This window comes from Proteocatella sphenisci DSM 23131, assembly GCF_000423525.1.
Taxonomy (GTDB): domain Bacteria; phylum Bacillota; class Clostridia; order Peptostreptococcales; family Filifactoraceae; genus Proteocatella; species Proteocatella sphenisci.
The window spans coordinates 35,317-60,674 of sequence record NZ_AUID01000007.1 but is presented as its reverse complement, the minus strand read 5'-3'; the positions used below and the strand labels follow the sequence as shown (position 1 = coordinate 60,674).

The following is a 25,358-nucleotide window of genomic DNA, read 5'->3' as shown; positions in this document are numbered from 1 at the left end:
TGCTGGGCATGGGCCAAATCCAAGCATTTTATAATTTTTAGCTTATATTTTTTTGAGTTCTGCAAGTACGGTTTCTTTTAGAATAGCCAGTTTTTCTTCTGCTTTTTCTTTAGTATCGGCCCTTGTACAAGCGTAAATCTTGATTTTTGGTTCTGTACCAGACGGTCTAAGTGCATACCAGCTGCCGCATTCAAACTGGAATTTCATGGCGTTTTGTTTTTCTATATCTATTTTAGATATATGTTCTGAGCCAATGTCCAGTTCTTCTTGGAGTCTGTAGTCTATATATTTGGATAGCTTCATGTCTGCAATCTGTTTTGGATATGCGCTTCTGTACTCTTCCATAATTTTTGCTATTTTTTGCTGGCCGGTGATACCTTCCATAACAAGAGATACTGTATCTTCTTTGTGGTATCCAAATTCTTGGTAGAGGTCGTCTAAAACGTCTACAAGGGTCTTGCCCTCAGCTGAATAAAATGCAGCGGCTTCGGCAAAGAGCATAGCTGAGGTTACTGCGTCTTTGTCTCTTACAAAGGTGCCTACTGCGTATCCTATGCTTTCTTCGTAGCCCATTATCATGGTCTTGTCTTTTGTCTTGTCAAGTTCGTTTTGGACTGCGAATATGTTTTTGAAGCCTGTCAGCACGTTGACCATTTCAACCCCATATTTTTGAGCTATGAGGGTTCCCATTTCTGCAGTTACTATAGATTTTACTATTATGGAATTGGGCTTTATGAGGTTTTTGCTATCCATCTGTGACAGGATATAGTGTATAAGGAGGACTCCTGCCTGGTTTCCATTTATCTCCTGGTATTTTCCCTGGTATTTTACCATGATTGCAACTCGGTCGCAGTCTGGATCTGTGGCGATAAGCAGGTCGGCATATTTTTCTTTTCCAAGTTTTATAGAGTATTCAAAGGCCCTTACGTCTTCAGGGTTGGGGTATTCTACAGTAGGGAAATTTCCATCTGGAAGCTCCTGCTCTTTTACTACATATACATTTTCAAATCCTCTTTCTGCAAGGATCCTTCTTACAAGTATATTGCCGGCTCCGTTAAGGGGAGTATAGACTATTTTTATATTTTTGTTGAGTGAGTCATCGTTAAGAGACTGGGCTTTTGCCTTTGCAATAAACTCATCATCTATTTGACTTCCTATATATTCAAGCAGGCCGTTTTCAAGGGCATACTGCTGAGTGTATTTTTCTTTTTGGGCCAGGAACTTTATGTCTTCAAAGTTTGTTATCTTTTTTATTTCTGCAAGAATCATGTCTGCTATATCATCTTTTATCTGAGAGCCTTCCTGCCAGTAAACTTTGTAGCCGTTATAGTTTTTGGGGTTGTGGCTGGCGGTTACGTTTATTCCACCGGCAGCGCCGAGTTTTCTTATTGCAAAACTTAGCTCTGGAGTTGGTCTTAAGGCATCAAAAAGGTAGGCCTTGATTCCATGTGAAGCTAATACAAGGGCGGCGGTAAGTGAGAATTCTTTTGAAAAAAGTCTGCAGTCATAAGCTATAACAAGACCCCTGGATGCAAATTCGTCTCCAAAAGATTTGATTACTTTTGCAAAGGCATCTGTTGCCCGGGCTATTATATATTGATTCATGCGGTTGGTGCCTGCCCCCATTTTTCCTCTAAGTCCTGCTGTTCCAAATTCGAGGTCCTGGTAGAACCTGTCTTCTATTTCATTTTTGTCGCCCTCTATGGCTCTGAGCTCATTTTTTGATGTTTCATCAATTATTGTCGAGTTGAGCCAGTTTTGATATTGCTGGTCGTAAAGTGGTTTTTCCATGATAAAAATCTCCTTTCAATTGTGAGGTTTATATTTATCTGATTCCTGTGTCTGGTACTGGTGAGGAATCAAAGGTCATCATATTGGTATATATGTGGTTTGCAGCTTCTATGAGATTGAAGAAAAGCACTGCTCCGCTTCCTTCGCCAAGTCTCATGTCCATATCCAGTGGAGCTTTCAGGTCAAGCATTTCAAGTGAAAGTGCTGAAGCTGGCTCTGCAGATTTGTGAGAGGCCATCATGTACTGGGTAGACTGAGGACAAAGCTCTTTTGCAAGCAGGGCGCCTGCGTAGGATATAAATCCGTCAAGGACTACTGGTATTGAGTTTGCAGCGCAGCCAAGAATGGTTCCTGTAATTGCTCCTATCTCAAAACCACCTACCTTTGCAAGTATGTCGACAGGGTCATTTTTGTCGGGGCGGTTAAGCTCTATGCCTTTTCTTATGGTGTCGATTTTGTGCTCCAGTCCACAAGGCAGGGTGCCTGCCCCAAGTCCTGTGACTTCACGTGGGTCTTTTTGTGAAATTACTGATATTATGGCGCTGCTCGGCGATGTGTTACATATACCCATTTCTCCAAGGCCTATAACTTTGTAGCCTTTTTCTATATACTCCTCAGCAAGTTCAATCCCGGTAGCGATTGAAAGAAGCGCTTCTTCGCGGGTCATGGCTGGTCCTTTTGCGAAATTTGAGGTAGATTTTCTTATTTTTTTGTTAAGGACTCCTTCAAGGGCCTGGTCTGTATTTATCCCCATATCGACTGCCAAAACATCGCTTCCCTGGAGTTTTGATAGAATTCCTATAGAGCAGGTTCCTTTTGCATAGTTTGGAAAGTGAAGAGCGGTTACTTCTTGGGGCTGTTTGCTTATGCCTTCTTCGTATATGCCGTGGTCCCCTCCGTAGGCTATTACTATTTTGGGGTTGGTCTGGAAAAACTCACTCCTGTATATTCCGGCAAGGCTTATACTTATATCTTCAAGCTTTCCAAGTGATCCTGGAGGTTTGGCAAGATTGTTTTGTCTGTCTTTTGCTATGGATATGTATTCCTGGCTTACAGGTTTTATTCTGCTGATTGTAGAATTTAATAAATTTCTGTTTGGATCAGTATTTTTCATTAATTTTGTGCTCCTTTTCATTTAGGCTGGTACTTTATTATTATAACAGATTCGCCAAAGTTTTTCACCATTATAGGGTATGGATAATTGAGTTTTTGTGTAGTATAATTGAGTAAATGTATTAGATGGAGGAAACTATGCAAGTAATTCAAAGTGGAAATGCTATTGTGCTCAAAGGAGCAGAGGAATTTGAACCAAAAAATATTTTTGAAAATGGTCAGTGTTTCAGATGGACCAAAGAAGAAGATGGGTCTTATACTGTAGTTGCCATGAAAAGAGTAATAAACGTAAAAAAAGATGGCGATGAGGTAATCATTGATAATTGCAGTATAGATGATTTTAATGATATGTGGCACAGGTATTTTGATTTTGACAGGGACTATTTTTCACTCAGAAAAGAGCTTTCGCTTGTGGATGACCACCTCCTTGCTGCTACTGAATTTGCCCAGGGACTCAGGATACTGAGGCAAGATGTATTTGAGATGGTAATTTCTTTTATAATCTCGGCCAACAATCAGATACCACGCATAAAAAAGGCTGTGGATTTCCTAAGTGAGCTTTGCGGAGAGCCTATAGGAGTCTACAGAGGAAAGATGAGATATGCATTTCCATCTGTGGAGGCTGTTGCGAATATAAGTGATGAAAATCTCGCTGCTATAAAGATTGGATTCAGGGCTCCTTACATCGTAAAGAGTGCAAGGATGATACTTGATGGAGAAGTGGATCTTAAATCTTTGGATAAACTTGAATATGAAGAGGCCTGCAAGGAACTTGTAAAGCTTGTGGGAGTAGGGCCAAAGGTGGCTGACTGCATACTTCTTTTTGGAAATGGAAGAGATATTGCCTTTCCTGTGGATACCTGGGTAATAAAGTTTATGAATGAATACTATCTGGAAGAGAGCGACAAAAATATGAACAGGATTAAAAAAAGAGGGATTGAAATATTTGGAGAAAAAGCTGGATTTGCCCAGCAGTATCTTTTTTATTATGCAAGGAGCAGATAGCTCGCAGTAACTGGGGGTAATTTATGAATTTTTCTATGATTGATTTTTATTCAGGAGCTGTATTTTGGTTCTGGCTTACACTTTTTTCTATCGCTTTTGTGATATTCTTTGAAAGAAGGAATCCATCGACCACGATGACCTGGCTGCTTATGCTTATAGTTTTTCCTTTCGTTGGACTGGTCATGTACTTTGTATTTGGAGAGAACTTGCGGAAGAAGAACAGCAAAAAAATTCAAAAAATGAAGGAGGCTCTGATTTCGGCTGATGACACAAGATCGGCATATGACTTGGTTTATTTGATAGAGGAACAAAAGAGGTGGCTGGATTCTGATGAAAGTGATAGTTTTTTTAACAAAGATGATAAACAAGCCATAAAGCTTTTACTTAATTCGGGCAATACTCCGGTTACTATGGGGAATGATATGAAGATATTTGAAGAGGGGATATCCAAGTTCGAAAGCCTTCTGGAAGATATAAAAAACGCACAAAAACACATACATCTGGAATATTATATAATAAAGGATGACAATATAGGAAACCAACTCAGAGAAGCTCTCATAGAGCGAGCTAAGGCAGGGGTAAAGATAAAGCTGCTCTATGACCCTATTGGCTGCTATCCCCTTGTTACAACCAGGAGACATTTTATAAGCAGTATGCGCGATGTGGGGATAGAGGTACTTGCCTTTATGCAGGACAAAAGACTCTATTACAGGAATATAAATTACAGGAATCACAGAAAAATAGTGATAATTGATGGTAAAATTGGATATCTTGGAGGAATAAATATAGGGGATGAATATGTTCATGAGGATTCTAAATTTGGGTTTTGGAGGGATACTCATCTGAGATTTGAGGGCAATGTTGTTGTTATGTTGCAGATGGTGTTTTTGCAAGACTGGTATCACAGGACCGGAAGGTCTGAGTTCAGGAAGTCATATTTTCATGTATTTGAAGAATCCAAGGGTCCGGCAATTATCCAAATTGCGGCATCTGGGACAGATTCTGAGCACCCCACCATATATCAGTCGTTCTTTTACAACATAACGCATGCTCAAAAGTCTGTCTATATACAGTCTCCTTATTTCGTTCCTGACGAGGCCCTGCTTATGGCTATAAAGTCGGCTGTGCTTTCGGGTGTAGATGTAAAGATAATGTTTCCTGGCATTGCAGACCACTTTACGGTCCATCATGCATCTCATTCATATCTTGCAGAAATTGCAGAGCTTGGAGCCAAGGTTTATATCTACAAGAATGGGTTTATACACTCCAAGGTGATGATGGTGGATAATGAATTTGCAAGTGTGGGAACGGCTAACATGGATGTCAGGAGTTTTAAGATAAATGCGGAGATAAATGCTCTTATATATGATGATGAGTCTATCTCTAAGCTTTATGATATGTACGAACGTGATTTGAAAAACTGTGAGAGGCTAGATCCAGATACTTATCAGAAAAAATCTATAGGTACACGTTTTATTGAGGGTGTATGCAGACTTTTCTCTCCTATATTATAAAAAAATATGAAATAAATAATAAAAAAATCAGGTCTTCCAACTTTTAGGTTAGAGGGCCTGATTTTTTATGGGTATCTGTAGTTTTAGTTGATAAGTTTTGAGCTGACCATGTGGAGTTGCCTGGTGGCTACCATGTCACAAAAGTCATTGTCATGTGATATAACTATTATGCACATCCCTTCTTGAGCCAGGTCTCTGAGGATGCTGGCAATGCCTTGCGTAGTTTTGTTGTCAAGGGCTGAGGTGGGTTCGTCAAAGCACAGGACTTTGGGATTTAACATACAGGCCCTCGCTATTGCAACTCTTTGCTTTTGGCCACCGGACAGCTCAAAGGGGTAGTTGTTTTCTTTGGAGTCTATGCCCAGCTTACTAAGGAGCTCTCTTGCTCTTTTTTGGGCCTCGGCCCTGGTCATTGCCTTTTGAGAAACCGGGGAGATGGTGAGGTTGTCGATTATACTCAGGTGGGGAAAAAGATTAAAACTTTGAAAAACCAGACCCACTTTTTCTTGGACAAATTCACTTCTGGAATCGCCATCTATTGTTATTTCCCCACTGTCATAAGTTTCAAGGTTACAGATACATCTTATAAGGGTGGTTTTCCCAGCTCCGGACTCTCCTCTTATGCAAAGGATCTCCTTGCTGTAAGCCTTGAGTGATACATCTGTCAGTACCTGCAGCTTTCCAAATTTTTTATTAAGATTCTTTACTTCAAGCATGAGATCCTCCTATTCATAATATCCAAAGTGTTTTTCCATAAGGTCAAAGGCTCTTGACAGGACAGCTATGACTGTCAGGTATATAAGTCCGACCATCATGAATGGAATCATGGATGAGAAGGTATTTGCAGCTATCTTGCCTGCTCTTAGCAAATCGCCCAGGCCAAGGATGTACACAAGAGAAGTATCTTTTATAAGGGTTATAGTCTCGTTTCCCATGGCTGGGAGTATGGCCTTTATGACCTGTGGCAGCACTATCTTAAAGAAGGTGTTCTTTTTACTCATGCCAAGTATCTTTGCAGCTTCGTACTGGCCCTTGTCAATTCCCTGAAGTCCACCTCTTACGATTTCAGCAAAGTAAGCGGTGTAGTTTAGTATAAAGGCAAGACCTGCTGCGGTTTCTCTTTGAAGGACTATATTCATGTAGGGAAGGCCAAAGAATACAAACATCAGCTGAAGTAGCAGCGGGGTGCCTCGCATTACGTATATATATGCTGAGGTAATATATTTTAAAGTTTTAGCTCTGGACATCTTCAGGAGCGCCACTATTACCGATAAGGGCAGAGATACAGCCAAAGTTATTACTGACAGTGTCAGGGTGGTTTTAAGGCCGTCCAGCATTGAGGGTAGTAGCAGTATTATAGTTTCCATGTTTCCTCCTGTTTAGATTATATTAATTTTCTGAGAACCATTTATCATTTATTTGTGTGTAGGTTCCATCTGCTTGCATTTCTTCAAAAGCTGCATTGATTTTTTCAAGAAGCAGGGCATCTGATTTTCTTATACCCACTGCGTACTCTTCTTCACCAAAATTATCTTCTAGTACTTTGTAGTTTTCCTGTCCTCTAAGTTTCATGTAGTATCTTGCCAGTACTTCGTCAACTACTATGGCATCTGTTCTTCCAGCTTCAAGATCCATGAAGGCTTCGTTGTTGGTATCAAACTGGATTGGCTCTGAGTCATTTAGTGATGCTGTAAATTCGGCATCTGCAATTACTGCTTCGTATGCGCTTGATTCTTTTTGAACGGCAACATTGAGTCCTGCAAGATCTGATTTTGTATTTACCGGGCTGTCTGCAAGTGTCACTATAATCTGTCTGTTGTTGAGGTATGGGGTTGAAAAGTTGACTTTTTCTTTTCTGGCATCTGTGATGGTATATCCGTTCCAGATTACGTCTATGTTTCCTGCGTTAAGCTCTGTTTCTTTCATGGACCAGTCTATGGGCTGCATCTTTACTTCCAGGCCTATTCTGTCTGCGACTTCTTGAGCAAGGTCCACGTCAAAGCCTGTAAGGTTTCCGTCTGCATCTCTAAATCCCATTGGGGCAAATGTATCATCGAGTCCCATTGTAAAGTATCCCTGGGCTTCAAGGTCTGCCCATGTATCGGCAGAAGCTGTTTGGTCTGTACTTGAACATGCTGTGAATCCTGTTACCATAGTTAATACTGCTGCTGTTACTGCCATAAATCTTTTGATTTTTTTCATGATTTTTCTCCTTTTTGAGTTTGCTTTAATTAAATTAAGTGGGGTTAACAATAAATGTCAATTTTTAATCGGTATTAAAAAAAGCCCTCATCCTATGACTATGTCAAAGGACGAAAGCTTTTGCTCGCGTGGTTCCACCTTTATTTGCAGATTCTTCACAAAATCTGCCTCTTAAAGTACGTAAACATCAGATAAATATGATATAAAGATACTCCAGCATTTGGTAACGGATGCATTTACCGGTTCAGTCTACTCTGCGCAGGGCATTTGGGTGAACAGCTCAAAGATGTGTTCAATATAATCTATCCAGTTCTTTTCACCAGGCAGAACCTCTCTTTAGGAATTAATTATATCTACTATTTCTTATCAAAGCCTTTAAATTTTTGGACAATTTAGTTTTTTATCATCTTACACTCGTATCTTGTTTTTGTCAATACTTTTTCAAAAAGAAATTTTTAAATTTTTGAGATTTTTTTTATAGATAGGCGTAAAGCAGCTTTGCAAATGCGCCAAAAGCCATGACAAGAAATACTGGTTTTATAAGCTTGTAGCCGTTTTTGACTGCTGCTCTTGCACCGAGCTGGCCTCCTGCTATCATTGCAATTGCCACGGGTATTCCGATAGTATATTTTATTTTGCCACTTATTGCAAAAGTTATAAGTGAGGCTATGTTACTTGTGAGGTTTAAGGCCTTGGCATTGCCGTTGGCATGGACAAAGTCGAATTTGAATATGTACATAAGTCCAAATATTATAAATGTGCCTGTACCTGGACCAAAGAAACCGTCATAAAAGCCAAGCAGGAAGGCCAATAGCATTCCGACTGCTGTGCTTTGTTTAGTTGCTCCCCTATAGTGGTTTGTTCTTCCAAGGGACTTGGAAAACATAGTATATAATCCAACAAAAAGAATCATAAGCATTACTACTGGTCCAAGAAAACTCTGATCTATCAAGAGTACAGATTTTACTCCCAGCACTGCCCCTATGAATGAAAGTGGGACCATGAATTTAATAAGGGAAAAGTCTATCTTTCCATCTTTTGCAAATTTTGCTGTGGCAAAAAGAGATCCCCAGGATGAGGAGAACTTGTTTGTTCCAAGGGCCATGTGGGGAGGAAAACCTGCAATCAAATAGGCGGGAAGGCTTATTAACCCCCCGCCACCAGCTACTGCGTCTATAAATGCTGCTACAAAGCAGGCTATTATCAGAAATATAAGACTGGCCATATATGATATCCTTTTTACTTGTTATACTTTTATAAACTGGTCTACGTCAATAACGAAGATAGTTGCGCCACCTACTGTAACTTCAAGAGGAAGCCCTATATGAGACCCTGCGTTAAAGAACTCTGATATTGGAGATGCCACCAGTTCGCTTCTGGTTTTACATATATTAGTGATTGTGTCGAGGGCTGTCTGCAGGCGTTCATCTTCTACACCTATAAGAAGTGTGGAGTTTTCGGATTTAAGAAAACCACCACTTGTGGAAAGTTTGGTAACCCTGAAGTCGTTTTCTATTAAAGAAATACGGAGTCTGTGAACATCATCGTTGTGTACTATGGCTATTATAAGTTTTGACATATGAAACCCTCCTCGTGGATGCTTTAATTTTCTATATATTCTAATTATAACACAAAGTTTGAATTCCTAATCAAAATTTTCCACTATATTTAGTAGTTATGGAGAAAATTTTCTTTTTGATCATTGCGCTGCCAGGCTATACATGCATCAAGATTTATGTTTTGTGCGGATTTGAAAATAGATTTTTCCACGTTGGGATTGGTCTTTTTCATATTTTCTATAAGGTCTTTGATTTCATATCTTGTGGTAGCTATTTTTCCGGCGGCAACTGCACACCCGCAGTTCATTGCAAGGATGCCATTGTTTTTGGTATATCTTTTTATGGCATCTTCTCTTATATAATAAAGGGGTCTTATTATTTCCATGCCTGAGAAATTTGTGGACTTGAGCTTTGGCATCATGGTCTTGAAACTTCCGGCATAGAGGATGTTCATCATAATTGTCTCTATTACATCGTCATAGTGATGGCCCAGAGCCATCTTGTTGCATCCCAGTTCTTCGGCTTTGTTGTAGAGGGCTCCTCTTCTCATTTTTGCGCACATATAGCATGGGTTGTCTCCTGCAATTTTCCCTGCAACCTCAAATATATTGGTGTCAAAAATATTTACGGGGATTTCCAGATGGTCGCAGTTTTTAAGAAGCTGATTTTTGTTTGTATCATAAAATCCTGGATTCATTGCTATAAATTCGAGCTCAAAAGGAATCTGGCTATGGCGGTGAAGCTCCTGGAAGAGCTTGGCCATTATGAGACTGTCTTTTCCACCTGATACAGTTACGGCTATACGGTCGTTTTCTTTTATCATCTCAAAGTCTCTTACAGCTCTCATAAAAGGAGACCAAAGATGCTTTCTGTATTTTTTTATTATGCTGCGCTCTATGTCTTTTATGTCCTTGAGATCACACTCTGGAATCATTAGTTCGCAGCCTTTTCCTGATAATATCATTCGTATCCTCAATTCGTTTTAAAATTAATTATTATTTGCTCTTATAATTATAGCAAATTTGCCACTCCTTTTCTACAAATTTTATATCACAGTTTCTATTTTTGTTATATAATATCATATTAGGGATGTTATATAAAAATAGAATAGTTTTAGGAGAATAAAATGAAATTAATTCACAAATTCAGACAAAATGCTTATAATTTTTTACTTGATGTAAATTCGGGTTCTGTTCATCTTGTAGATGACATAGCATATGATGTGCTCGACTATTATGAATTGGGAGAAAAAGCTGCACTTGAAGGGCTTTTAAATAATTATAAATCAGAAGATATAAAGACTGCATTTGAAGAACTAAAAGAGCTTGAAAAAGCCGGAGTTTTTTATAGTGATGATATATTTCCGAACACGGATTTATTTCTTTCAAGAAAACCTGTAGTGAAAGCTATGTGTCTTCATATGGCCCATGACTGCAACCTCAAGTGCAAGTACTGTTTTGCAGGCCAGGGAGATTTTAATGGACCTAAAGGCCTTATGAGTTTTGAAGTGGGCCAAAAAGCGCTGGATTACCTTATTGCCAATTCTGGAAACAGGAGAAATCTGGAGGTGGATTTTTTTGGAGGAGAACCCCTTCTTAATTTTGAAGTAGTTAAGCAGCTTGTAGAATATGGAAATTCCAAGGCCGAAGAAAATGGAAAGAATTTCAGATTTACCATAACTACAAACGGCGTACTTTTGGATGATGAAAAAATAGAATATATAAATAAATATATGCATAATGTAGTGCTGAGCCTGGACGGAAGAAAAGAAATCAATGATAATATGAGGCTTACTTTGAACGATAAAGGAAGCTATGACCTCATAGTTCCCAAGTTTCAAAAGCTCATAAGTCAGAGGTCAAATGATAAATTTTACTATATAAGGGGAACTTTTACAAGGCACAACATGGATTTTGGAAAAGATGTACTTCACTTTAGGGATATGGGATTTGAACTGACCTCTATGGAGCCGGTTGTGGATCATAATGACAATGAGTATGCTCTGAAACCGGAAGATATTGAAAAAGTTAATGCTGAATACGACAGATTTGCAAAAGATTATCTGGAAATCAGAAAGACAGACAAAAATTTCAAGTTTTTCCACTATATGATAGACCTTAGTGGAGGCCCTTGCGCTATAAAACGTATCTCTGGGTGCGGGGCTGCACTTGAGTACCTTGCCATAACCCCTGATGGAGACATATATCCTTGTCACCAGTTTGTTGGAAATGAAGATTTTAAAATGGCAAATCTTTTTGATGAAAAGATAGATTTTCCTGTACAAATTACTGATCAGTTCAGCGCATGTAATGTGGAGACCAAAGAAGACTGCAAGACTTGCTGGGCCAAATTCTACTGCTCTGGCGGATGTCATGCAAATGCATACAACTTTAACGGGACTGTAATGAAGCCCTACAGGCAGGGATGCGATATGCAGAAAAAACGAATTGAATGTGCTATAATGGTTGAAGCGGCTCTAAAGCTGGAAGAAATGGAAAAAGAAAATTAATTGTATATTATTATAATAGCTCGAATGTGATATGTGACATTCTACAGGAGGCGGCGTGGTTAGCAGGATAAAGAAGAATTTAAACTGGATTGTTCTGGCACTGGTGATAATAATTATTTATAAGGGCGTTGAAAACTACCAGTGGGTATTTAATAATTTTAAACATCTTATAAGTATACTGATCCCATTTTTCTGGGGTTTTGCCATAGCTTATGTGCTAAATCCGCTCATGGTCAAACTGGAGAAGAAATTCAAGATGCATCGCGCACTTTCCATGGCTATATGCTATCTCTTGTTCTTTGGGGTTATAACTCTCTTTATAATTATTGTAACACCGATAATACTGAGAAATCTTTTTGATATAATAGAAAAACTTCCAGATTATATACAGAATCTCCAGCTCTGGTTTAACACCACACTGCTCAAACTTTCGCTTGTGGAACGTCTTAACCTTCAGGAGTATATTCAGTCTAATATATCAGAGATATCTGCCATGCTCCTGGAGTTTCTAAACCTTACCATAAATGGGCTCCTTACAAAGGTCATAGGAATTACTTCTGGACTGCTTAAATTTATTGTGGGTATAATTGTTTCGGCTTATGTCCTTGCTGAAAAGGAAACATTTGCTCTTGCAACCAGAAAACTTATACTTGCTATGGCAGGCCAGAAAAGATTTTCTAAAGTTATGGATTTTTTTGAGCTTTGCAACAAGGTTTTTTCTAACTTTTTCATTGGAAAAACCATAGATTCCTTTATAATTGGAATTATCTGTTTAGCGGGACTAAAGCTCCTAAATGCTCCCTATGCAATTCTCCTAAGTACCATAGTGGGCGTAACCAATATGATTCCTTATTTTGGACCCTTTATAGGCGCTATACCAGCTGTACTTATAACTCTTTTTATAAGTCCGGTCAAGGCGCTTTGGGTGGCAATCTTTATACTGGTGCTTCAGCAGGTGGACGGAAATATAATTGGACCCAAGATACTTGGAGATAAGGTGGGGATTTCACCATTTTATATAATACTGTCTATTCTTATCGGTGGCGGATTTTTTGGAATGCTGGGCATGCTGTTTGCAGTACCCATGTTTAAAATAATCAGCATACTTTTGGTCAGATATCTGGACGCAAGGATAGAGAAGCAGAGGGCTGTAGATATTGTATAAAAAATCATTTTAATATTAATAATAATATGATATAATATATAACTGCAGGTATAATTTTACTTTAGCAAAAAAGGAACGATTTTAGATAAGAATATTCGAATTTGAAAGGATGAAATTCGTGGCATATATAGTTGTGAAAGAGAGCAAGCCTCTTAGAGGAACAGTAAGAATAAGCGGTTCAAAGAATGCCGTACTTCCAATAATTGCAGCGACACTGCTCGTAGATGGAGTGTCTGTTATAAAAAGTGTACCTGATCTTCGAGATGTCAGTGTGATGTCGGATCTCTTGAGATACCTGGGTGCAAAGGTTGAGTATGATGGAGAAACACTTATAGTTGATGCCAGGGAGATAAAAGATACTGAGGCTCCTTATAACCTTGTGAACAAGATGAGAGCATCTTTTCTGGTTATGGGATCGCTTCTTTCCAGATTCAATACCGCGAAAATTTCCATGCCTGGAGGATGCGCTATAGGAACAAGACCTATAGACCTTCACCTAAAGGGTTTCAGAGCTATGGGAGCTGAGATTGTTTCAGATCATGGATATGTAGAAGCCCATGCGGAAAAACTTTCAGGAAGCAAGATATATCTGGACTTTCCTTCTGTGGGAGCTACTGAGAACATAATGATGGCAGCTGTAAGAGCTGAAGGCATAACTACTATAGAAAATGCGGCTGAAGAGCCAGAGATAGTTGATCTTGCCAACTTCCTAAACAAGATGGGAGCAAAGGTAAGAGGTGCTGGAACTAACACTATAAAAATAACCGGAGTTGAAAAACTCGAAGCTGTAGAACATACGGTTATACCGGATCGAATAGAGGCGGGGACATATATGGTCGCTGCTGCAATGACAAAGGGTGATGTTTTTGTGGACAACGTTATAATTGACCATATAAAACCGGTAGTTGCAAAGCTTATTGAGGTTGGATGCACAGTAGAAGAGCATGAAAATGGGGTAAGGGTAATAGGCACTGATAAAATAATGCCTACAAATATCAAAACGCTTCCTCATCCTGGATTTCCAACTGATATGCAGTCGCAGTTTATGGCTATGCTGTGTATGGCAGAAGGCAAATCTACTATTACTGAAACTGTGTTTGAGAACAGGTTTATGAATGTGCCAGAGCTAATCAGAATGGGCGCTAACATAGAGATAAACGGCAAGTCTGCAATCGTAGAAGGCAGAGACAAACTTACGGGTTCTGAGGTTATGGCGACAGATCTTAGAGCGGGGGCAGCCCTTGTAATAAGCGGACTTGTAGCTGAAGGTGAAACTATTGTAAAAAACATATATCATATAGAAAGAGGATATGTTGACCTTGTAGGTAAACTATCCAGACTTGGAGCGGAGATTTGCAAAGTTGAGGAAAGTGTTTAATTTAAAAAATGATTATTTAGAACCATTATTTAGGAGGTAAAGAATGACACCTGAAATAGGTATTGATTTAGGGACCGCATCGGTGCTTGTATATGTAAAAAACAAGGGCATCGTTATGAATGAGCCATCTGTTGTAGCTATAGATACTACTACTGGCAATGTACTTGCAGTAGGAGAAGAAGCAAGGTTGATGATAGGAAGAACACCAGGAAGCATAATAGCCATAAGACCTTTGAGAGAAGGGGTTATATCTGACTATCAGGTAACTGAAAAAATGCTCAAGTACTTTATCGAGAAGGTAACTGGCGGAGTGAGCATGTTCAAGTTTTTCAAGCCAAAAGTGATGGTATGTGTGCCATCAGGGGTTACTGAAGTTGAAAAAAGAGCAGTAATAGATGCTACTATGGAAGCTGGAGCAAGAGAGGTATTTCTTATAGAAGAACCTATAGCAGCAGCAATTGGAGCTGGAATAGAGATTTCTAAGCCAAACGGATGCATGGTGGTAGATGTTGGTGGTGGAACTACTGATATAGCAGTAATATCACTGGGTGGTATAGTAGAAAGCACTTCAATAAAAGTAGCGGGAGACACTTTTGATGAAGCTATAACAAGATATATGAGAAAAAATCACTCAATGCTTATCGGAGAGAGAACAGCAGAAGAAATCAAAAAAACCATAGGAACTGCATATCCAAGAGAAGAAGAAGTGTTTATGGAGATAAGAGGAAGAAACCTTGTGACTGGACTTCCTGAGCTTAGAGAGATAAGCTCTACTGAGATGCTTTCTGCGCTCAAAGAATGTGTTGTTCAAATCGCTGATGCGGTGCACTCGGTTCTGGAAAAAACACCTCCTGAGCTTTCTGCTGACATAAGCGACAAGGGAATTCTTATGACTGGTGGAGGATCTCTGCTTTGGGGTCTGGATAAACTTATACAAAAGAGGACTGGAATCGAAGCATATGTAGCAGAAGATACAGTATCATGTGTTGCAAGAGGAACGGGAGAAGCCCTGAATTCGCTTAAATACATGAGCCACAACTCATACAAGAAGAAATACTAGGACGTGATATAAGGGGAAAGGCAGAGAAATCTGTCTTTTTCTGTGATTTTATGACAGGAGATTTTATGTTTGGATATGTAAGAACCAACAAAATGGAGCTGAAGCATAGAGAAATCCTGACCTACAAAGGATATTACTGCGGCATATGTATGACGCTGAAAAAAGAATATGGAAATCTAAGCAGACTTTCGCTCAATTTTGACACTACTTTTCTTCAGATACTTCTGACCTCGCTCTATGAACCAGAAGATCATGGAAAAATGATGCGCTGCATATCACATCCCCACAAAAAAGAAGCGGTTATAACTAACGAAATATCGAGTTACTGCAGTGCGATGAATATAATACTGACCTACTACAAGCTCAAAGACGACGTAGAAGATGAAAACTCTGTAAAAGCAAGAGCACTCATGTCACTCCTTAAAGGGGCATTTGAAAAAGCTAAAAAAGCTTATCCTGACAAGGAGAAAGCTGTAAGAGAAAATCTGGAAGAACTTTTTAAACTTGAAAAAAGCAAGAGCAATGACGTGGAAGAGATGGCAAATATATTTGGATATATAATGGCAGAGCTCTTTGACTATAAAAAGGATGTATTCAGCAAAAATATGTATCAGGCGGGTTTTTATACTGGCAAATATATATATATACTTGATGCATTTGAAGATCTTGAAGAAGACATCAAAAAAGGCAGCTACAATCCGTTTTCAGACAGGCTTGCAGATGATGATTTTAAAGATGATGACTTTAAGGAAGAGATAAAACAGCAGCTGTTTTTCCTGCTTTCCTGCCTGAGTGAAGAACTCGATAAATTACCACTCCTCAGGAATAAGGGGATAATTGATAATATAGTGTATTCTGGAATAGTACAAAGACTTAATAAGGCAATGAATGAAATGTGTGACGAGGAGGATATTTTTAATGGTAACTAGAGATCCATACGAGGTATTAGGTATACCCAAAACAGCATCAAAAGACGAAATAAAGAAGGCATATAGAGATTTGGCGAAGAAATACCATCCAGATGTTCATTCGGACAATCCGCTTGCCGATCTTGCAGAGGAAAAATTTAAGGAAGTTCAATCGGCATATGACCAGATAATGAATGAAGAAGAAGCCAGATCGGGATTTAATACAAGAAACTCGAGAAATTCTAATTCTGGAGGATATAATTCTGGTTCTGGCGCTTCATCGTCTGGGAGCGGAGGCTACAGTTACGTTGGGATAAGGACTCTCATAGCAAGAAATGATATAAGAAACGCAAGAAAATCTCTTGATTCAATTGCCCTGAAGACTGCTGAGTGGTATTTTCTTTCAGGAGTGGTATACAGCAGATTTGGAAATTCGGGACTTGCGCTTAAGGATATGGCAATGGCAGTAGAGATGGATCCGGGAAATACAGAGTATGTAAATGCATATTATTCTCTTCAAAATCAGAGCCAAAATTATCAAAACACCTACAGACAGTATAATTCTGGAGGAAATTTGGGGAACTTGTGCTGCCAGCTGTGGTGCATGGATTCTTGCTGTGAATGCGTAGGATGTGATCTTATATCATGTTTATAAAAAGGGACGCAAATACCAGGAGCTCGGATATAGCTTTTATGGGAATTATGCTCGCAATAAATCAGATACTGCTTTATTTTGCGGGGATAATGTCTTTTAATGAGACTATATTCCTAGGGCTTGCCAGTGTAATAATAGGCATAGTCATAATTGAGAAGGGGATAAAAAACGGTATAGTTTTTTATATATCTTCGGCTATGATGGGGGCGGTGCTTATGCCAAATAAGCTCAATGCCCTGGGATATATATTTGTACTTGGGCTTTACACTGTCGTAAAATACTATATCGAGAAATCGGGAGAAATAAAAAAAGAAGTTATCACTAAAGCGGTATATTTTTTTATAATTTCGCTTGCAGCTGCAATTGCAGGGAGCAAGTTTATCTATGCCAGCAGTGCTATAATTATTCTTCCCATGTTTGTGCTTATAATGGCTGTATATGATTACAGTGCTACGGTAATACTCACTGCCTACATAAAGAACCTGGGTGGAAATTTAAAGAAAGGCTAGGGAATGAAAGATAAATTTAAGAAATATAAAAACCAGCTTATTGTAGAAAACCATCAATTGATTAGTTTTAGCCCTGTATTTGCTAAAAAAATATCTAAAACAAGGTTGGATGCAATGCGAGGAGATGGAGAGCAAAATGAAGAAAATATCTTTTTCCCGGGATGTTCGCTTATGAGCCTTGGTTATGATGCGGTCATAGAGCTCTATGATATACTTCTTAAAATGGATCCGCAGATGGGAATATCCGGATTTTGCTGTGGAAAACCTTCCAAACATATATGGGAGGGAAAAAAACTTTCGAAAAGAACTGAAAAGATAAAAAAAAATCATAAGGCTAAGATATATACGGCGTGTCCTAATTGCTTCAAGACTCTTGGAGATGGGGGAATGGACGTAGTTTCTATATGGCCTTTAATAGATGAATACTTTCCGCAAAACAAAAAAAATATATACGCTGGGGACCACATGATGATTCATGATCCTTGCACAGCGAGGCATAATGTTTTGGATCACGAAGCGGTAAGAAGCATAATGAACAAGCTTGGAATAAATGTCCTGGAATTTGAAAATAACAAAAAAAACACCCTCTGCTGTGGAAAAATGAATATGACCATGGCCCTTAATCCTGAAAAAGGGATGAGGATACTTGAAAAGAGGGTATCTCAGTGCACTTCTCCTAAGGTTGTCAGCTACTGCGCTTCGTGTGTGCATTCTTTTGGAATGGGAGGGTGTCAGGGAATGTACGTATCAGAACTTTTTCTCAAAAAAAAGAAGAAGCCTTCATGGGCAAACCGTATAAGATTTGTCATGAAACTTCCTCATATTCAGGATTAAGGTATTTATTTTTAATGAGTATGCCAGCTATAGTAACGATTACGGCTAGGACAGCGGCTGTCAGATAGTATTTCCAGCTGTCTTGTCCAGCTGTAAGCCCGGCGGCTCCTATAGTAAAAAAAGATACTCCTGGAAACATGAATATGAAGGTATATATAGTATATTCCCAAAATCCTATGCCTGTTATTCCGTAAGCAAAATTTTGAATATTATAGGGAAACAGCGGAACCATCCTTGTTATCATGAGGATGACCAGGCTGTTTTTTTCGTTGTCTGAAAAGAGGAGCTTTTGTAGCAGCTTATTTTTTTCAAGTAGAGGCTTTATACTGTCTTTAAGAAAGAACCTGCTGGCAAGAAAGGCTATGCATGCCCCAAGAGTGGTGGCAAACAAACAGGCAATTATACCAAGCCATGGACCCAACATTATCCCGGCCACCACTGCAAAGGTTACTCCAGGAAGAGCGAATACCACTGACCCTACTACTGTAAATGCAGTGTAGCTTACAAGGGCAAGAATCGGGTTTTCTTTTACCAGCGTGCTTAAAAAAGCCAGGTTATTTGCATTGCCCAGGTATGAAGACCACTCAAAGTGGTGGTCGCAGGCTGCAATCATTACTATGATCACAGCAAATATTATTAGTTTATATTGTTTTTTCATACTTTCATTATATCATCGCCTTAAAATGCTTTCTAATCGAAAATAATTATAAGCGAGATAGAGAAAAGTTATAATGAAGCTTCTTATTCTTCGAGCATAAAATGGAGCGCTTCCCATTTTTCAAATGTTTGAGCAAGGATATTTTCCAGATTTGCCTTGTCTTCTGTGACTTTTTTTGCCATTTCGGGATTGGAATATATTTCCTCCAGGCAGAGCTTTTGGTCGCATTCTTCTATTTTAGATTCCAGATCTGTTATGGTTTCTTCGATCTGTGTGATAGTGTTTTTGAGTTTTCTTACTTCTTTTTCTTTATCGCGGTCTTTTTTCTGCTGGGCCTTTATCTGGGTTTTGGTAGTGCCGGTCTGGTCTGCTTCGTTTTGAGCCCTCTCCTTGTCTTCTTTTTCGTGCTGGAGTTTTTCCTGGTAATAATCATAATTTCCGAGGAATTCGCGTATGCCGTTTTCAGAAAGCACTAAAACTTTGTCTGCGAGTTTGTTTATGAAGTAACGATCATGGGATATGAAAAATACGGTGCCTTCGTATACATTGAGGGCGTTTTCGAGGACTTCCTTTGATTCTATATCTAAATGGTTAGTCGGCTCGTCAAGGAAGAGAAAATTGGCTTTTGAGAGCATGAGCTTTAAAAGCGATATTCTTGACTGCTCTCCTCCGCTGAGTGAAGAAATCTTTTTGTAGATATCGTCTCCTGTGAAAAGGAAGGCTGCAAGCATGCTCCTTATTTTTGTTTCGTTAATTGAAGGATATTCATTCCAGACTTCATCTATTATAGTCTTGGTCTGATCCAGGTCTTTTCTTGTCTGGTCAAAGTATACTGGGTGAACATTGGTTCCGTATTTAATTTGGCCTTCATAATTTTTGTCTTTTCCAAGAAGTATATTGAAAAGAGTGGTTTTTCCTATTCCGTTTGGTCCAAGAAGGCCAACCTTTTCGTTCCTGAATATCTCTACATCTAGGCCTGAAAACAGGGTTCTGTCGTCAAATGTTTTGCACAAAGACTCGGCTTTCATAACTTCATGACCACTTGTGATAGAGGGACTGAAAGTTATAGATGCTTTTTTCTTTGCAAAATCAGGCTTGTCTACAACTTCCATCTTGTCGAGGAGTTTTTCACGGCTCCTGGCCCTCTTTACCTGTTTTTCTCTTCCAAAGGCTTTGAGCTGGGTTATTATATCTTTTTGTCTTTTGATTTCGTCCTGGTTTTCTCTATATTCTTTTTCCATGAGTTGCAGGGCAGTTTCTCTTTTTTCCAGGTAATCGCTATAGTTTCCGCTGTAGTGTGTAAGGATTTTATTGTGGATTTCGAATATATTGTCAACTATCTTATCCAGGAAGTAACGGTCGTGGGAAATTACTACCACATTGCCCTTATATTGCTTCAAATATGTCTCCAGCCATTCCACAGCTATTGTATCGAGGTGGTTGGTTGGTTCATCAAGGAGAAGGACATCTGGTTTTTTGAGCAGGAGTTTTGAAAGCATGAGCCTGGTCTGCTCCCCGCCGGAAAGTAGTTTAACTGATTTTTCAAAGTCTGATTCAGAAAATCCAAGTCCTTTAAGGATGCCTCTTGCCTCGGAATTGTAGGAATAACCATTCATATTTGTGAATAGCTCGGTTTTTCTGGAATATTCGTTCATAAGAGAATCCAGTTTTTTGTCATGGGCAGATGCTGAAATACTGTGTTCTAATTCACGTATCTCATTTTCAAGCTTTATTACGTCTTCGAAGCAAAGGAGAGCTTCGTCTAGAAGGTTGTTTTCTGATTCGGTTTTTACATTTTGTTCCAGGTAGCCGATTGTTATATCTTTACCAAGGAAAATCTGTCCAGAATCTTTTTCCAGCTTTCCGGATATGATTTTAAAAAGGGTGGTTTTTCCTGCCCCGTTGGACCCGACAAGGCCTATTTTTTCTCCTTCGTTTATTGCGAAAGAAATATCTTTTATAATTGTTTCAATACCATAAGATTTGGTTATATTATTTATTGAGAGTGTAATCATTATTTTCTCCATCACTTATTATTTGTGTAAATTTTTAGGTATATTTGCGCTTTCAATATAGATTATATCATATTATGTCGAAGAAATTCTGTATATTATTTGACATTTTTGTTAAAATTTGGTTTAATTAAATATTATAGGGTTAAAATAACAGAATAAAATAGGACGAGGTGGATTAATTGAGCAAATCAGACAGAGACATTTCTATGGCGGTAATAAGAAGATTACCAAAGTATCATAGGTATTTAAAAGACTTGATAGACAAGGAGATATATAGAATATCTTCCAAGGAACTGAGTGAGATTATTGGCTTTACAGCTTCTCAGATCAGGCAGGACCTCAACAATTTTGGCGGGTTTGGTCAACAGGGTTATGGTTATAACGTTGAAGAACTTTATGATGAGATTGGAAAAATACTTGGACTGGACCACGAGTACAGCGCTGTTGTAATTGGAGCTGGAAATATGGGGCAGGCACTTGCAAATTATCCATGGTTCCAGAAAAAAGGCTTTGCGGTAAAAGCTCTTTTTGATGCAAATCCAAAGCTCATAGGGCTTAGGATGAGAGAACTACAGATTTATGATGTAGAAGAGCTGGAAGAGTATATTGAAAAAAATTCCATTAAGATTGCGGTTATATGTACACCAAGGGAGCATGCACAGGCAATAGCAGACAAACTTGCAAAAACTAAAATCGAAGGAATCTGGAATTTTGCTCCCATAGATCTGGATATCCCATCAAGAATAATAGTAGAAAATGCTCATTTGAGTGACAGTTTATTTGTACTTTCTTATATGCTTAATGAAGCACATACTCACAAGGACGAATAAAGCTTATCTTTGAAATTTAGACGTATAATCTTGAATATCAAGTTTATACGTTTTTTACTTTGCGAGGTCATATTATGAAAAATGGATTTTTGAAAAGAAAAAATATTGAGATTTCATTTAAACGCTACCTTACAGACGCCCTTGGAAGTATGGCGCTCGGACTCTTTGCTTCGCTTTTGATTGGAACTATATTTAATTCTATAGGGCAGAAGCTGGGCATAGGTCTCTTTACTGATGTGATAGCTCCTCTTGCAAGAACTGCAACGGGGCCGGCTATTGCTGCGGCTATAGCCTATGGTCTTCAGGCGCCGCCTTTGGTGCTTTTTTCAACTGCAATAGTAGGTCTGGCTGCAAATGAGCTTGGAGGACCTGTAGGGGTCTACTGCTCTACTCTCATAGCGGTAGAGCTGGGTAAGCTTGTTTCCAAAGAAACCAGTATTGATATTATAGTAACTCCTGCTGTCACTATACTCGTTGGGGTAATTACGGCTCAGTTTGTAGGGCCCTATGTGTCTGCTTTCATGACAGGTCTGGGCGCAATCATAATTAATGCCACACAGATGCAGCCGTTTTTGATGGGCGTCATTGTGGCGGTTGTCGTTGGGATGACTCTTACCCTGCCTATAAGCAGCGCTGCAATATGTATGATGCTGGGCCTTGGGGGTCTTGCGGCGGGGGCAGCTACGGTAGGATGCTGTGCAAATATGATAGGTTTTGCTGTTATAAGCTACAAGGAGAACGGGTTTGGAGGATTGATGGCGCAAGGAATTGGGACATCCATGCTTCAGATGCCCAATATAATAAAAAATCCCAGGATATGGATACCCTCAATTGTAGCATCAGCCATACTTGGGCCACTTTCCACTATTGTTTTTAAGATGGAAAATATACCTATAGGTGGGGGGATGGGAACCTGTGGACTGGTTGGTCAGATTGGAACTGTGAGTGCCATGGGCGGCCGATCTGAGGTATATATGGCTATGGCATTGCTTCATTTCATACTTCCGGCTGCAATATCGCTTATTGTTGCGTCAGTACTTAGAAGATGGGGATGGATAAGACCAGGGGATATGAAATTAAATCTGTAAAAAAAATTGTAACCAAATCTTAAATTGTATTGTCAGCAAAAAAAGAATATAATAGATATGTATCATAAAAAAACAAGGGGAAAGGAGGTAGTAATAATTATGGTGAAAAGATTATTAAGAGCTATTTTTACATTTGTAGGTATAACCACGGGTTTTGCGACCTATCTTTATGTGAATGTAATAATAGACAGGCTTTATAATGTGTCTAAATTAGTTGAAGTTGCAGTGTTTACAGCTTTGACACTGGGCATGGGGATGCTGTTTTTTTTACTGACGCCATATTTTATCAAGGTGGGACAGAAGATAATATTAAAGATTGAGAAAGAATCGGCATCGGTGGGGACCTTTGACATGCTGGTTTCTCTTGGAGGAATTATAATTGGACTTATTGTTGCATATTTTATAAGTAGTTTTGTAACTCAGATACCTGTAATTGGTTCAGCTATTTCGGCTGTGGTATACATTTTTCTCGCATTTCTTGGATACAGACTTTCGACCAGAAGAAAAGAAGAAATCCACAGTATTGCAGTCAACTTAAAACTTAGTCAGCACAAAGAAAAAGGAAGTAGAAAAGTTATTTCAGGTGTGCCTAAAGTACTAGACACCAGTGTCATAATAGATGGACGTATTGCAGATATTGCAAAGACTGGATTTATCGAAGGAAAATTTATTGTTCCGACTTTTGTACTTGAAGAGCTTCGTCATATAGCAGATTCTGCAGATGATCTTAAGAGGATTAAGGGAAGAAGAGGACTCGATATCTTGAATATTATGCAAGAAGAGCTAAAACTGGATTTTGAAATATCGGATATGGACTTTGAAGATATTACAGAAGTGGACATGAAGCTGCTCAAACTGGCCCAGACTGTTAACGGAAAGGTCCTTACCAATGACTTTAATCTAAACAAGGTAGCTCAGTTTCAAGGGGTTAAAGTACTTAATATAAACGAACTTGCCAATGCAGTAAAGACTGTTGTAATTCCTGGTGAAGAAATGTTTGTAGTGATTATAAAAGAAGGTAAGGAACATAACCAGGGAGTTGCATATCTGGATGATGGAACTATGATAGTAGTTGAAAATGCAAAAAAACTTATAGGACAGCAGTTTACTGTAGTCGTGACTACGGTGCTCCAGACAGCTGCCGGAAGAATGATATTTGCAAAGATGAAAAATTAATTGAAAAATAAAATATTAATATATATAAAAAGCTGAGACCTCAATTTTCAAGGGTCTCAGCTTTTTATATATATTAAACATCGTGTCTGTCTTTTTTGAGTCTTCTTGCAATGATGTTTCTTGAAATTTTTCCAAATGATGAAACAAGCATGATACCTATTGCTATTGCACCAGCTACTGCAAGGGTCTGAAGTCCTTTGGCCAGAGCATTTTCTATCTGATTCTGAGTGAAATAATACATAGTCATGTAAAGTGAGTAACCAGGAGTTATAGGAAGTATACCTGGTATAACAAACATGGTCACAGGATTTTTGCTTATCCTGGAAAAAATCTCGCTCATCATGGCTACGGCTATAGCAGCGGCAAGGTTGGAAAATGCTATGCTGGCTTCTGCCTGGGTCAGTGCTACGTTTACCATCCAGCCAATAGCTCCGGTGAGGCCGGCATAAATCAGGAGTTTTTTTGGAAGGTGGAAAAATATTGCGTAGCCTATAGTGGCAAGGAGTGAGTATGTGAAATGGGCTATCATAGGCATTAGATAACACCTCCATACTTGATATATATACTTAGGACTGAACCTGCTGATATGGCAATGGCTACTGCAAGCACCGCGGCTTCAAATACCTTGGACATACCTGAAATAAGGTCACCTGCAATAAAGTCCCTCAGGCCGTTGGTGAATGAAACTCCCGGAAGAAGCGGCATTATGGATCCAACTATTATCATGTCCATGTTGTGGCCTATTCCACTTTTGAGGCTGAGTATTGCAAGGATTGATATGATTACTCCGCTTACAGCATTTGAAAGAAAGGAGTTGTTGTCCAGATCGTACATCTTCATGGATGTAACGGTAGCAATAATGGATATTACAAGAGCGCAGACAAGGTCTGAGGGTGATCCTCCAAGCATTCCTGTAAACATGGATGAAGCTATACCGCATAAGACGACCCTGAAGGAATCGGGGTATTCTGATCTTTTCAATATAGATTCGAGCTCTACTATTGCCTCATCAAGGCCTATGTCATTATTAACAAATTCTCTTGAAAAATTATTAACCATGGCCACTCTTTGCAAATTGGTAACTCTGGTGTCAATGCTTTTCATAAAGGAAAAGCCGTCGTGGCGGTCATCAGCTATTATTATTACCGTGGGCGTGACAAAGGCGCTCACATGATATATATTTCTGGAGTGACATATTCTGAGTATGGTATCTTCAACTCTGTATGTTTCCCCGCCGTTGCATAACATTATTTCACCTGCAAAAAGTGCAAGCCTTAATACTTTTTTCTTTTCCTGCTCTATTGTGGCAGTATCCATAAAATCACCTCCTGGTTTATCTTTTCGACCATCAAATAATATCACATTATAGGATAAAAATAAACCTGCTTG

Annotated in this window: 25 protein-coding genes and 1 other annotated feature; of the genes, 13 read left to right on the top strand and 12 right to left on the bottom strand. The window is 39.0% G+C overall.

What is annotated here, in order from left to right:
* Window positions 1–42: 42 nt before the first annotated feature.
* Together G558_RS0103495 and cobT are read right to left on the bottom strand one after the other, a co-directional pair.
* Window positions 43–1,791 (bottom strand): phospho-sugar mutase, encoded by a 1,749-nt coding sequence (locus G558_RS0103495; RefSeq protein ID WP_028828934.1) that lies wholly within the window; start codon window positions 1,789–1,791, stop codon window positions 43–45.
* Between the two features lie 34 nt (window positions 1,792–1,825).
* Entirely contained in the window at window positions 1,826–2,905 is a 1,080-nt protein-coding gene (cobT, locus tag G558_RS0103490) for a nicotinate-nucleotide--dimethylbenzimidazole phosphoribosyltransferase (RefSeq protein ID WP_036931510.1), read from the bottom strand.
* Window positions 2,906–3,042: 137 nt separating this feature from the next.
* Between cobT and G558_RS0103485 the strand changes: the two genes are divergently transcribed.
* Together G558_RS0103485 and cls are read left to right on the top strand one after the other, a co-directional pair.
* Window positions 3,043–3,909, top strand: coding sequence for a DNA-3-methyladenine glycosylase family protein (locus G558_RS0103485; protein WP_028828932.1), 867 nt, complete (start codon window positions 3,043–3,045; stop codon window positions 3,907–3,909).
* 23 nt (window positions 3,910–3,932) lie between these two features.
* The gene (cls, locus tag G558_RS0103480; RefSeq protein WP_051188433.1) at window positions 3,933–5,423 is read left to right on the top strand and encodes a cardiolipin synthase; all 1,491 of its coding nucleotides are present in this window, start codon (window positions 3,933–3,935) and stop codon (window positions 5,421–5,423) included.
* Between the two features lie 83 nt (window positions 5,424–5,506).
* On the opposite strand, the gene G558_RS0103475 is transcribed toward cls, so the two are convergent.
* From G558_RS0103475 to G558_RS0103450, 6 genes are all read right to left on the bottom strand, one after another.
* Window positions 5,507–6,139: an amino acid ABC transporter ATP-binding protein gene (locus tag G558_RS0103475; protein WP_028828930.1), complete on the bottom strand. Its 633-nt coding sequence runs from the start codon at window positions 6,137–6,139 to the stop codon at window positions 5,507–5,509.
* Window positions 6,140–6,148: 9 nt separating this feature from the next.
* A complete protein-coding gene (locus G558_RS0103470) occupies window positions 6,149–6,790 on the bottom strand; it encodes an amino acid ABC transporter permease (protein ID WP_028828929.1) in 642 nt (213 codons plus the stop codon).
* A gap of 22 nt (window positions 6,791–6,812) precedes the next feature.
* Entirely contained in the window at window positions 6,813–7,625 is an 813-nt protein-coding gene (locus tag G558_RS0103465) for an amino acid ABC transporter substrate-binding protein (RefSeq protein WP_028828928.1), read from the bottom strand.
* A 103-nt stretch (window positions 7,626–7,728) separates the two neighbouring features.
* Window positions 7,729–8,004: a binding site (T-box leader), on the bottom strand.
* Window positions 8,005–8,100: 96 nt separating this feature from the next.
* Entirely contained in the window at window positions 8,101–8,850 is a 750-nt protein-coding gene (locus G558_RS0103460) for a sulfite exporter TauE/SafE family protein (protein ID WP_028828927.1), read from the bottom strand.
* Window positions 8,851–8,871: 21 nt separating this feature from the next.
* Window positions 8,872–9,204, bottom strand: coding sequence for a cyclic-di-AMP receptor (locus G558_RS0103455; protein ID WP_028828926.1), 333 nt, complete (start codon window positions 9,202–9,204; stop codon window positions 8,872–8,874).
* A gap of 89 nt (window positions 9,205–9,293) precedes the next feature.
* Window positions 9,294–10,148, bottom strand: coding sequence for a tRNA 2-thiocytidine biosynthesis TtcA family protein (locus G558_RS0103450; protein WP_036931508.1), 855 nt, complete (start codon window positions 10,146–10,148; stop codon window positions 9,294–9,296).
* 162 nt (window positions 10,149–10,310) lie between these two features.
* Here G558_RS0103450 and scfB point away from each other — a divergent pair, with 162 nt between their 5' ends.
* The 8 genes from scfB to G558_RS0103410 all read left to right on the top strand — a co-directional run bounded on the left by scfB (window position 10,311) and on the right by G558_RS0103410 (window position 18,202).
* Window positions 10,311–11,693: a thioether cross-link-forming SCIFF peptide maturase gene (gene scfB, locus G558_RS0103445; RefSeq protein ID WP_028828924.1), complete on the top strand. Its 1,383-nt coding sequence runs from the start codon at window positions 10,311–10,313 to the stop codon at window positions 11,691–11,693.
* Between the two features lie 55 nt (window positions 11,694–11,748).
* Window positions 11,749–12,858, top strand: a complete 1,110-nt coding sequence (locus G558_RS0103440; RefSeq protein ID WP_028828923.1) for an AI-2E family transporter — start codon at window positions 11,749–11,751, stop codon at window positions 12,856–12,858.
* Window positions 12,859–12,976: 118 nt separating this feature from the next.
* On the top strand, window positions 12,977–14,236 hold the full coding sequence (murA, locus tag G558_RS0103435) for a UDP-N-acetylglucosamine 1-carboxyvinyltransferase (protein WP_028828922.1): 1,260 nt from the start codon (window positions 12,977–12,979) through the stop codon (window positions 14,234–14,236).
* A gap of 43 nt (window positions 14,237–14,279) precedes the next feature.
* A complete protein-coding gene (gene mreB / locus G558_RS0103430; RefSeq protein WP_028828921.1) occupies window positions 14,280–15,296 on the top strand; it encodes a rod shape-determining protein MreB in 1,017 nt (338 codons plus the stop codon).
* A gap of 65 nt (window positions 15,297–15,361) precedes the next feature.
* On the top strand, window positions 15,362–16,225 hold the full coding sequence (locus tag G558_RS0103425) for a DUF5685 family protein (RefSeq protein ID WP_028828920.1): 864 nt from the start codon (window positions 15,362–15,364) through the stop codon (window positions 16,223–16,225).
* Window positions 16,215–16,859 (top strand): DnaJ domain-containing protein, encoded by a 645-nt coding sequence (locus G558_RS14405; protein WP_028828919.1) that lies wholly within the window; start codon window positions 16,215–16,217, stop codon window positions 16,857–16,859. The genes G558_RS0103425 and G558_RS14405 overlap by 11 nt, the downstream gene beginning before the upstream one ends.
* Window positions 16,850–17,368, top strand: coding sequence for a hypothetical protein (locus G558_RS13315; RefSeq protein WP_051188432.1), 519 nt, complete (start codon window positions 16,850–16,852; stop codon window positions 17,366–17,368). Before G558_RS14405 ends, G558_RS13315 begins: the two co-directional genes overlap by 10 nt.
* 3 nt (window positions 17,369–17,371) lie before the next feature.
* The gene (locus G558_RS0103410; protein WP_028828918.1) at window positions 17,372–18,202 is read left to right on the top strand and encodes a (Fe-S)-binding protein; all 831 of its coding nucleotides are present in this window, start codon (window positions 17,372–17,374) and stop codon (window positions 18,200–18,202) included.
* Here the strand turns inward: G558_RS0103410 and G558_RS0103405 are convergent.
* Together G558_RS0103405 and G558_RS0103400 are read right to left on the bottom strand one after the other, a co-directional pair.
* Window positions 18,174–18,860, bottom strand: a complete 687-nt coding sequence (locus G558_RS0103405) for a TVP38/TMEM64 family protein (protein ID WP_028828917.1) — start codon at window positions 18,858–18,860, stop codon at window positions 18,174–18,176. The two genes, G558_RS0103410 and G558_RS0103405, sit on opposite strands and share 29 nt — an antisense overlap.
* An 83-nt stretch (window positions 18,861–18,943) precedes the next feature.
* Complete coding sequence (locus G558_RS0103400; protein WP_028828916.1) at window positions 18,944–20,875, bottom strand: ABC-F family ATP-binding cassette domain-containing protein; 1,932 nt, start codon at window positions 20,873–20,875, stop codon at window positions 18,944–18,946.
* A gap of 179 nt (window positions 20,876–21,054) precedes the next feature.
* Here G558_RS0103400 and G558_RS0103395 point away from each other — a divergent pair, with 179 nt between their 5' ends.
* The 3 genes from G558_RS0103395 to G558_RS0103385 all read left to right on the top strand — a co-directional run bounded on the left by G558_RS0103395 (window position 21,055) and on the right by G558_RS0103385 (window position 23,969).
* Complete coding sequence (locus tag G558_RS0103395) at window positions 21,055–21,705, top strand: redox-sensing transcriptional repressor Rex (protein WP_028828915.1); 651 nt, start codon at window positions 21,055–21,057, stop codon at window positions 21,703–21,705.
* 74 nt (window positions 21,706–21,779) lie between these two features.
* Window positions 21,780–22,793: a PTS transporter subunit IIC gene (locus G558_RS0103390; RefSeq protein WP_028828914.1), complete on the top strand. Its 1,014-nt coding sequence runs from the start codon at window positions 21,780–21,782 to the stop codon at window positions 22,791–22,793.
* A 99-nt stretch (window positions 22,794–22,892) separates the two neighbouring features.
* Window positions 22,893–23,969 carry a PIN/TRAM domain-containing protein gene (locus tag G558_RS0103385; RefSeq protein ID WP_028828913.1) on the top strand — a complete coding sequence of 359 codons (1,077 nt, stop codon included), beginning with the start codon at window positions 22,893–22,895 and terminating at the stop codon, window positions 23,967–23,969.
* Window positions 23,970–24,042: 73 nt separating this feature from the next.
* On the opposite strand, the gene G558_RS12245 is transcribed toward G558_RS0103385, so the two are convergent.
* Window positions 24,043–24,504, bottom strand: a complete 462-nt coding sequence (locus G558_RS12245; protein ID WP_051188431.1) for a threonine/serine exporter family protein — start codon at window positions 24,502–24,504, stop codon at window positions 24,043–24,045.
* Window positions 24,504–25,286, bottom strand: a complete 783-nt coding sequence (locus G558_RS0103375) for a threonine/serine exporter family protein (protein ID WP_028828912.1) — start codon at window positions 25,284–25,286, stop codon at window positions 24,504–24,506. The genes G558_RS12245 and G558_RS0103375 overlap by 1 nt, the downstream gene beginning before the upstream one ends.
* Between the last annotated feature and the right edge of the window lie 72 nt (window positions 25,287–25,358).

Excerpts from the sequence above, each read along its gene's own strand:
- G558_RS0103495 (WP_028828934.1), bottom strand. The coding sequence starts at position 1,791 with ATGGAAAAACCACTTTACGACCAGCAATATCAAAACTGGCTCAACTCG.
- cobT (WP_036931510.1), bottom strand. The coding sequence starts at position 2,905 with ATGAAAAATACTGATCCAAACAGAAATTTATTAAATTCTACAATCAGC.
- G558_RS0103485 (WP_028828932.1), top strand. The coding sequence starts at position 3,043 with ATGCAAGTAATTCAAAGTGGAAATGCTATTGTGCTCAAAGGAGCAGAG.
- cls (WP_051188433.1), top strand. The coding sequence starts at position 3,933 with ATGAATTTTTCTATGATTGATTTTTATTCAGGAGCTGTATTTTGGTTC.
- G558_RS0103475 (WP_028828930.1), bottom strand. The coding sequence starts at position 6,139 with ATGCTTGAAGTAAAGAATCTTAATAAAAAATTTGGAAAGCTGCAGGTA.
- G558_RS0103470 (WP_028828929.1), bottom strand. The coding sequence starts at position 6,790 with ATGGAAACTATAATACTGCTACTACCCTCAATGCTGGACGGCCTTAAA.
- G558_RS0103465 (WP_028828928.1), bottom strand. The coding sequence starts at position 7,625 with ATGAAAAAAATCAAAAGATTTATGGCAGTAACAGCAGCAGTATTAACT.
- G558_RS0103460 (WP_028828927.1), bottom strand. The coding sequence starts at position 8,850 with ATGGCCAGTCTTATATTTCTGATAATAGCCTGCTTTGTAGCAGCATTT.
- G558_RS0103455 (WP_028828926.1), bottom strand. The coding sequence starts at position 9,204 with ATGTCAAAACTTATAATAGCCATAGTACACAACGATGATGTTCACAGA.
- G558_RS0103450 (WP_036931508.1), bottom strand. The coding sequence starts at position 10,148 with ATGATATTATCAGGAAAAGGCTGCGAACTAATGATTCCAGAGTGTGAT.
- scfB (WP_028828924.1), top strand. The coding sequence starts at position 10,311 with ATGAAATTAATTCACAAATTCAGACAAAATGCTTATAATTTTTTACTT.
- mreB (WP_028828921.1), top strand. The coding sequence starts at position 14,280 with ATGACACCTGAAATAGGTATTGATTTAGGGACCGCATCGGTGCTTGTA.
- G558_RS0103425 (WP_028828920.1), top strand. The coding sequence starts at position 15,362 with ATGTTTGGATATGTAAGAACCAACAAAATGGAGCTGAAGCATAGAGAA.
- G558_RS14405 (WP_028828919.1), top strand. The coding sequence starts at position 16,215 with ATGGTAACTAGAGATCCATACGAGGTATTAGGTATACCCAAAACAGCA.
- G558_RS13315 (WP_051188432.1), top strand. The coding sequence starts at position 16,850 with ATGTTTATAAAAAGGGACGCAAATACCAGGAGCTCGGATATAGCTTTT.
- G558_RS0103410 (WP_028828918.1), top strand. The coding sequence starts at position 17,372 with ATGAAAGATAAATTTAAGAAATATAAAAACCAGCTTATTGTAGAAAAC.
- G558_RS0103405 (WP_028828917.1), bottom strand. The coding sequence starts at position 18,860 with ATGAAAAAACAATATAAACTAATAATATTTGCTGTGATCATAGTAATG.
- G558_RS0103400 (WP_028828916.1), bottom strand. The coding sequence starts at position 20,875 with ATGATTACACTCTCAATAAATAATATAACCAAATCTTATGGTATTGAA.
- G558_RS0103390 (WP_028828914.1), top strand. The coding sequence starts at position 21,780 with ATGAAAAATGGATTTTTGAAAAGAAAAAATATTGAGATTTCATTTAAA.
- G558_RS0103385 (WP_028828913.1), top strand. The coding sequence starts at position 22,893 with ATGGTGAAAAGATTATTAAGAGCTATTTTTACATTTGTAGGTATAACC.
- G558_RS12245 (WP_051188431.1), bottom strand. The coding sequence starts at position 24,504 with ATGCCTATGATAGCCCATTTCACATACTCACTCCTTGCCACTATAGGC.
- G558_RS0103375 (WP_028828912.1), bottom strand. The coding sequence starts at position 25,286 with ATGGATACTGCCACAATAGAGCAGGAAAAGAAAAAAGTATTAAGGCTT.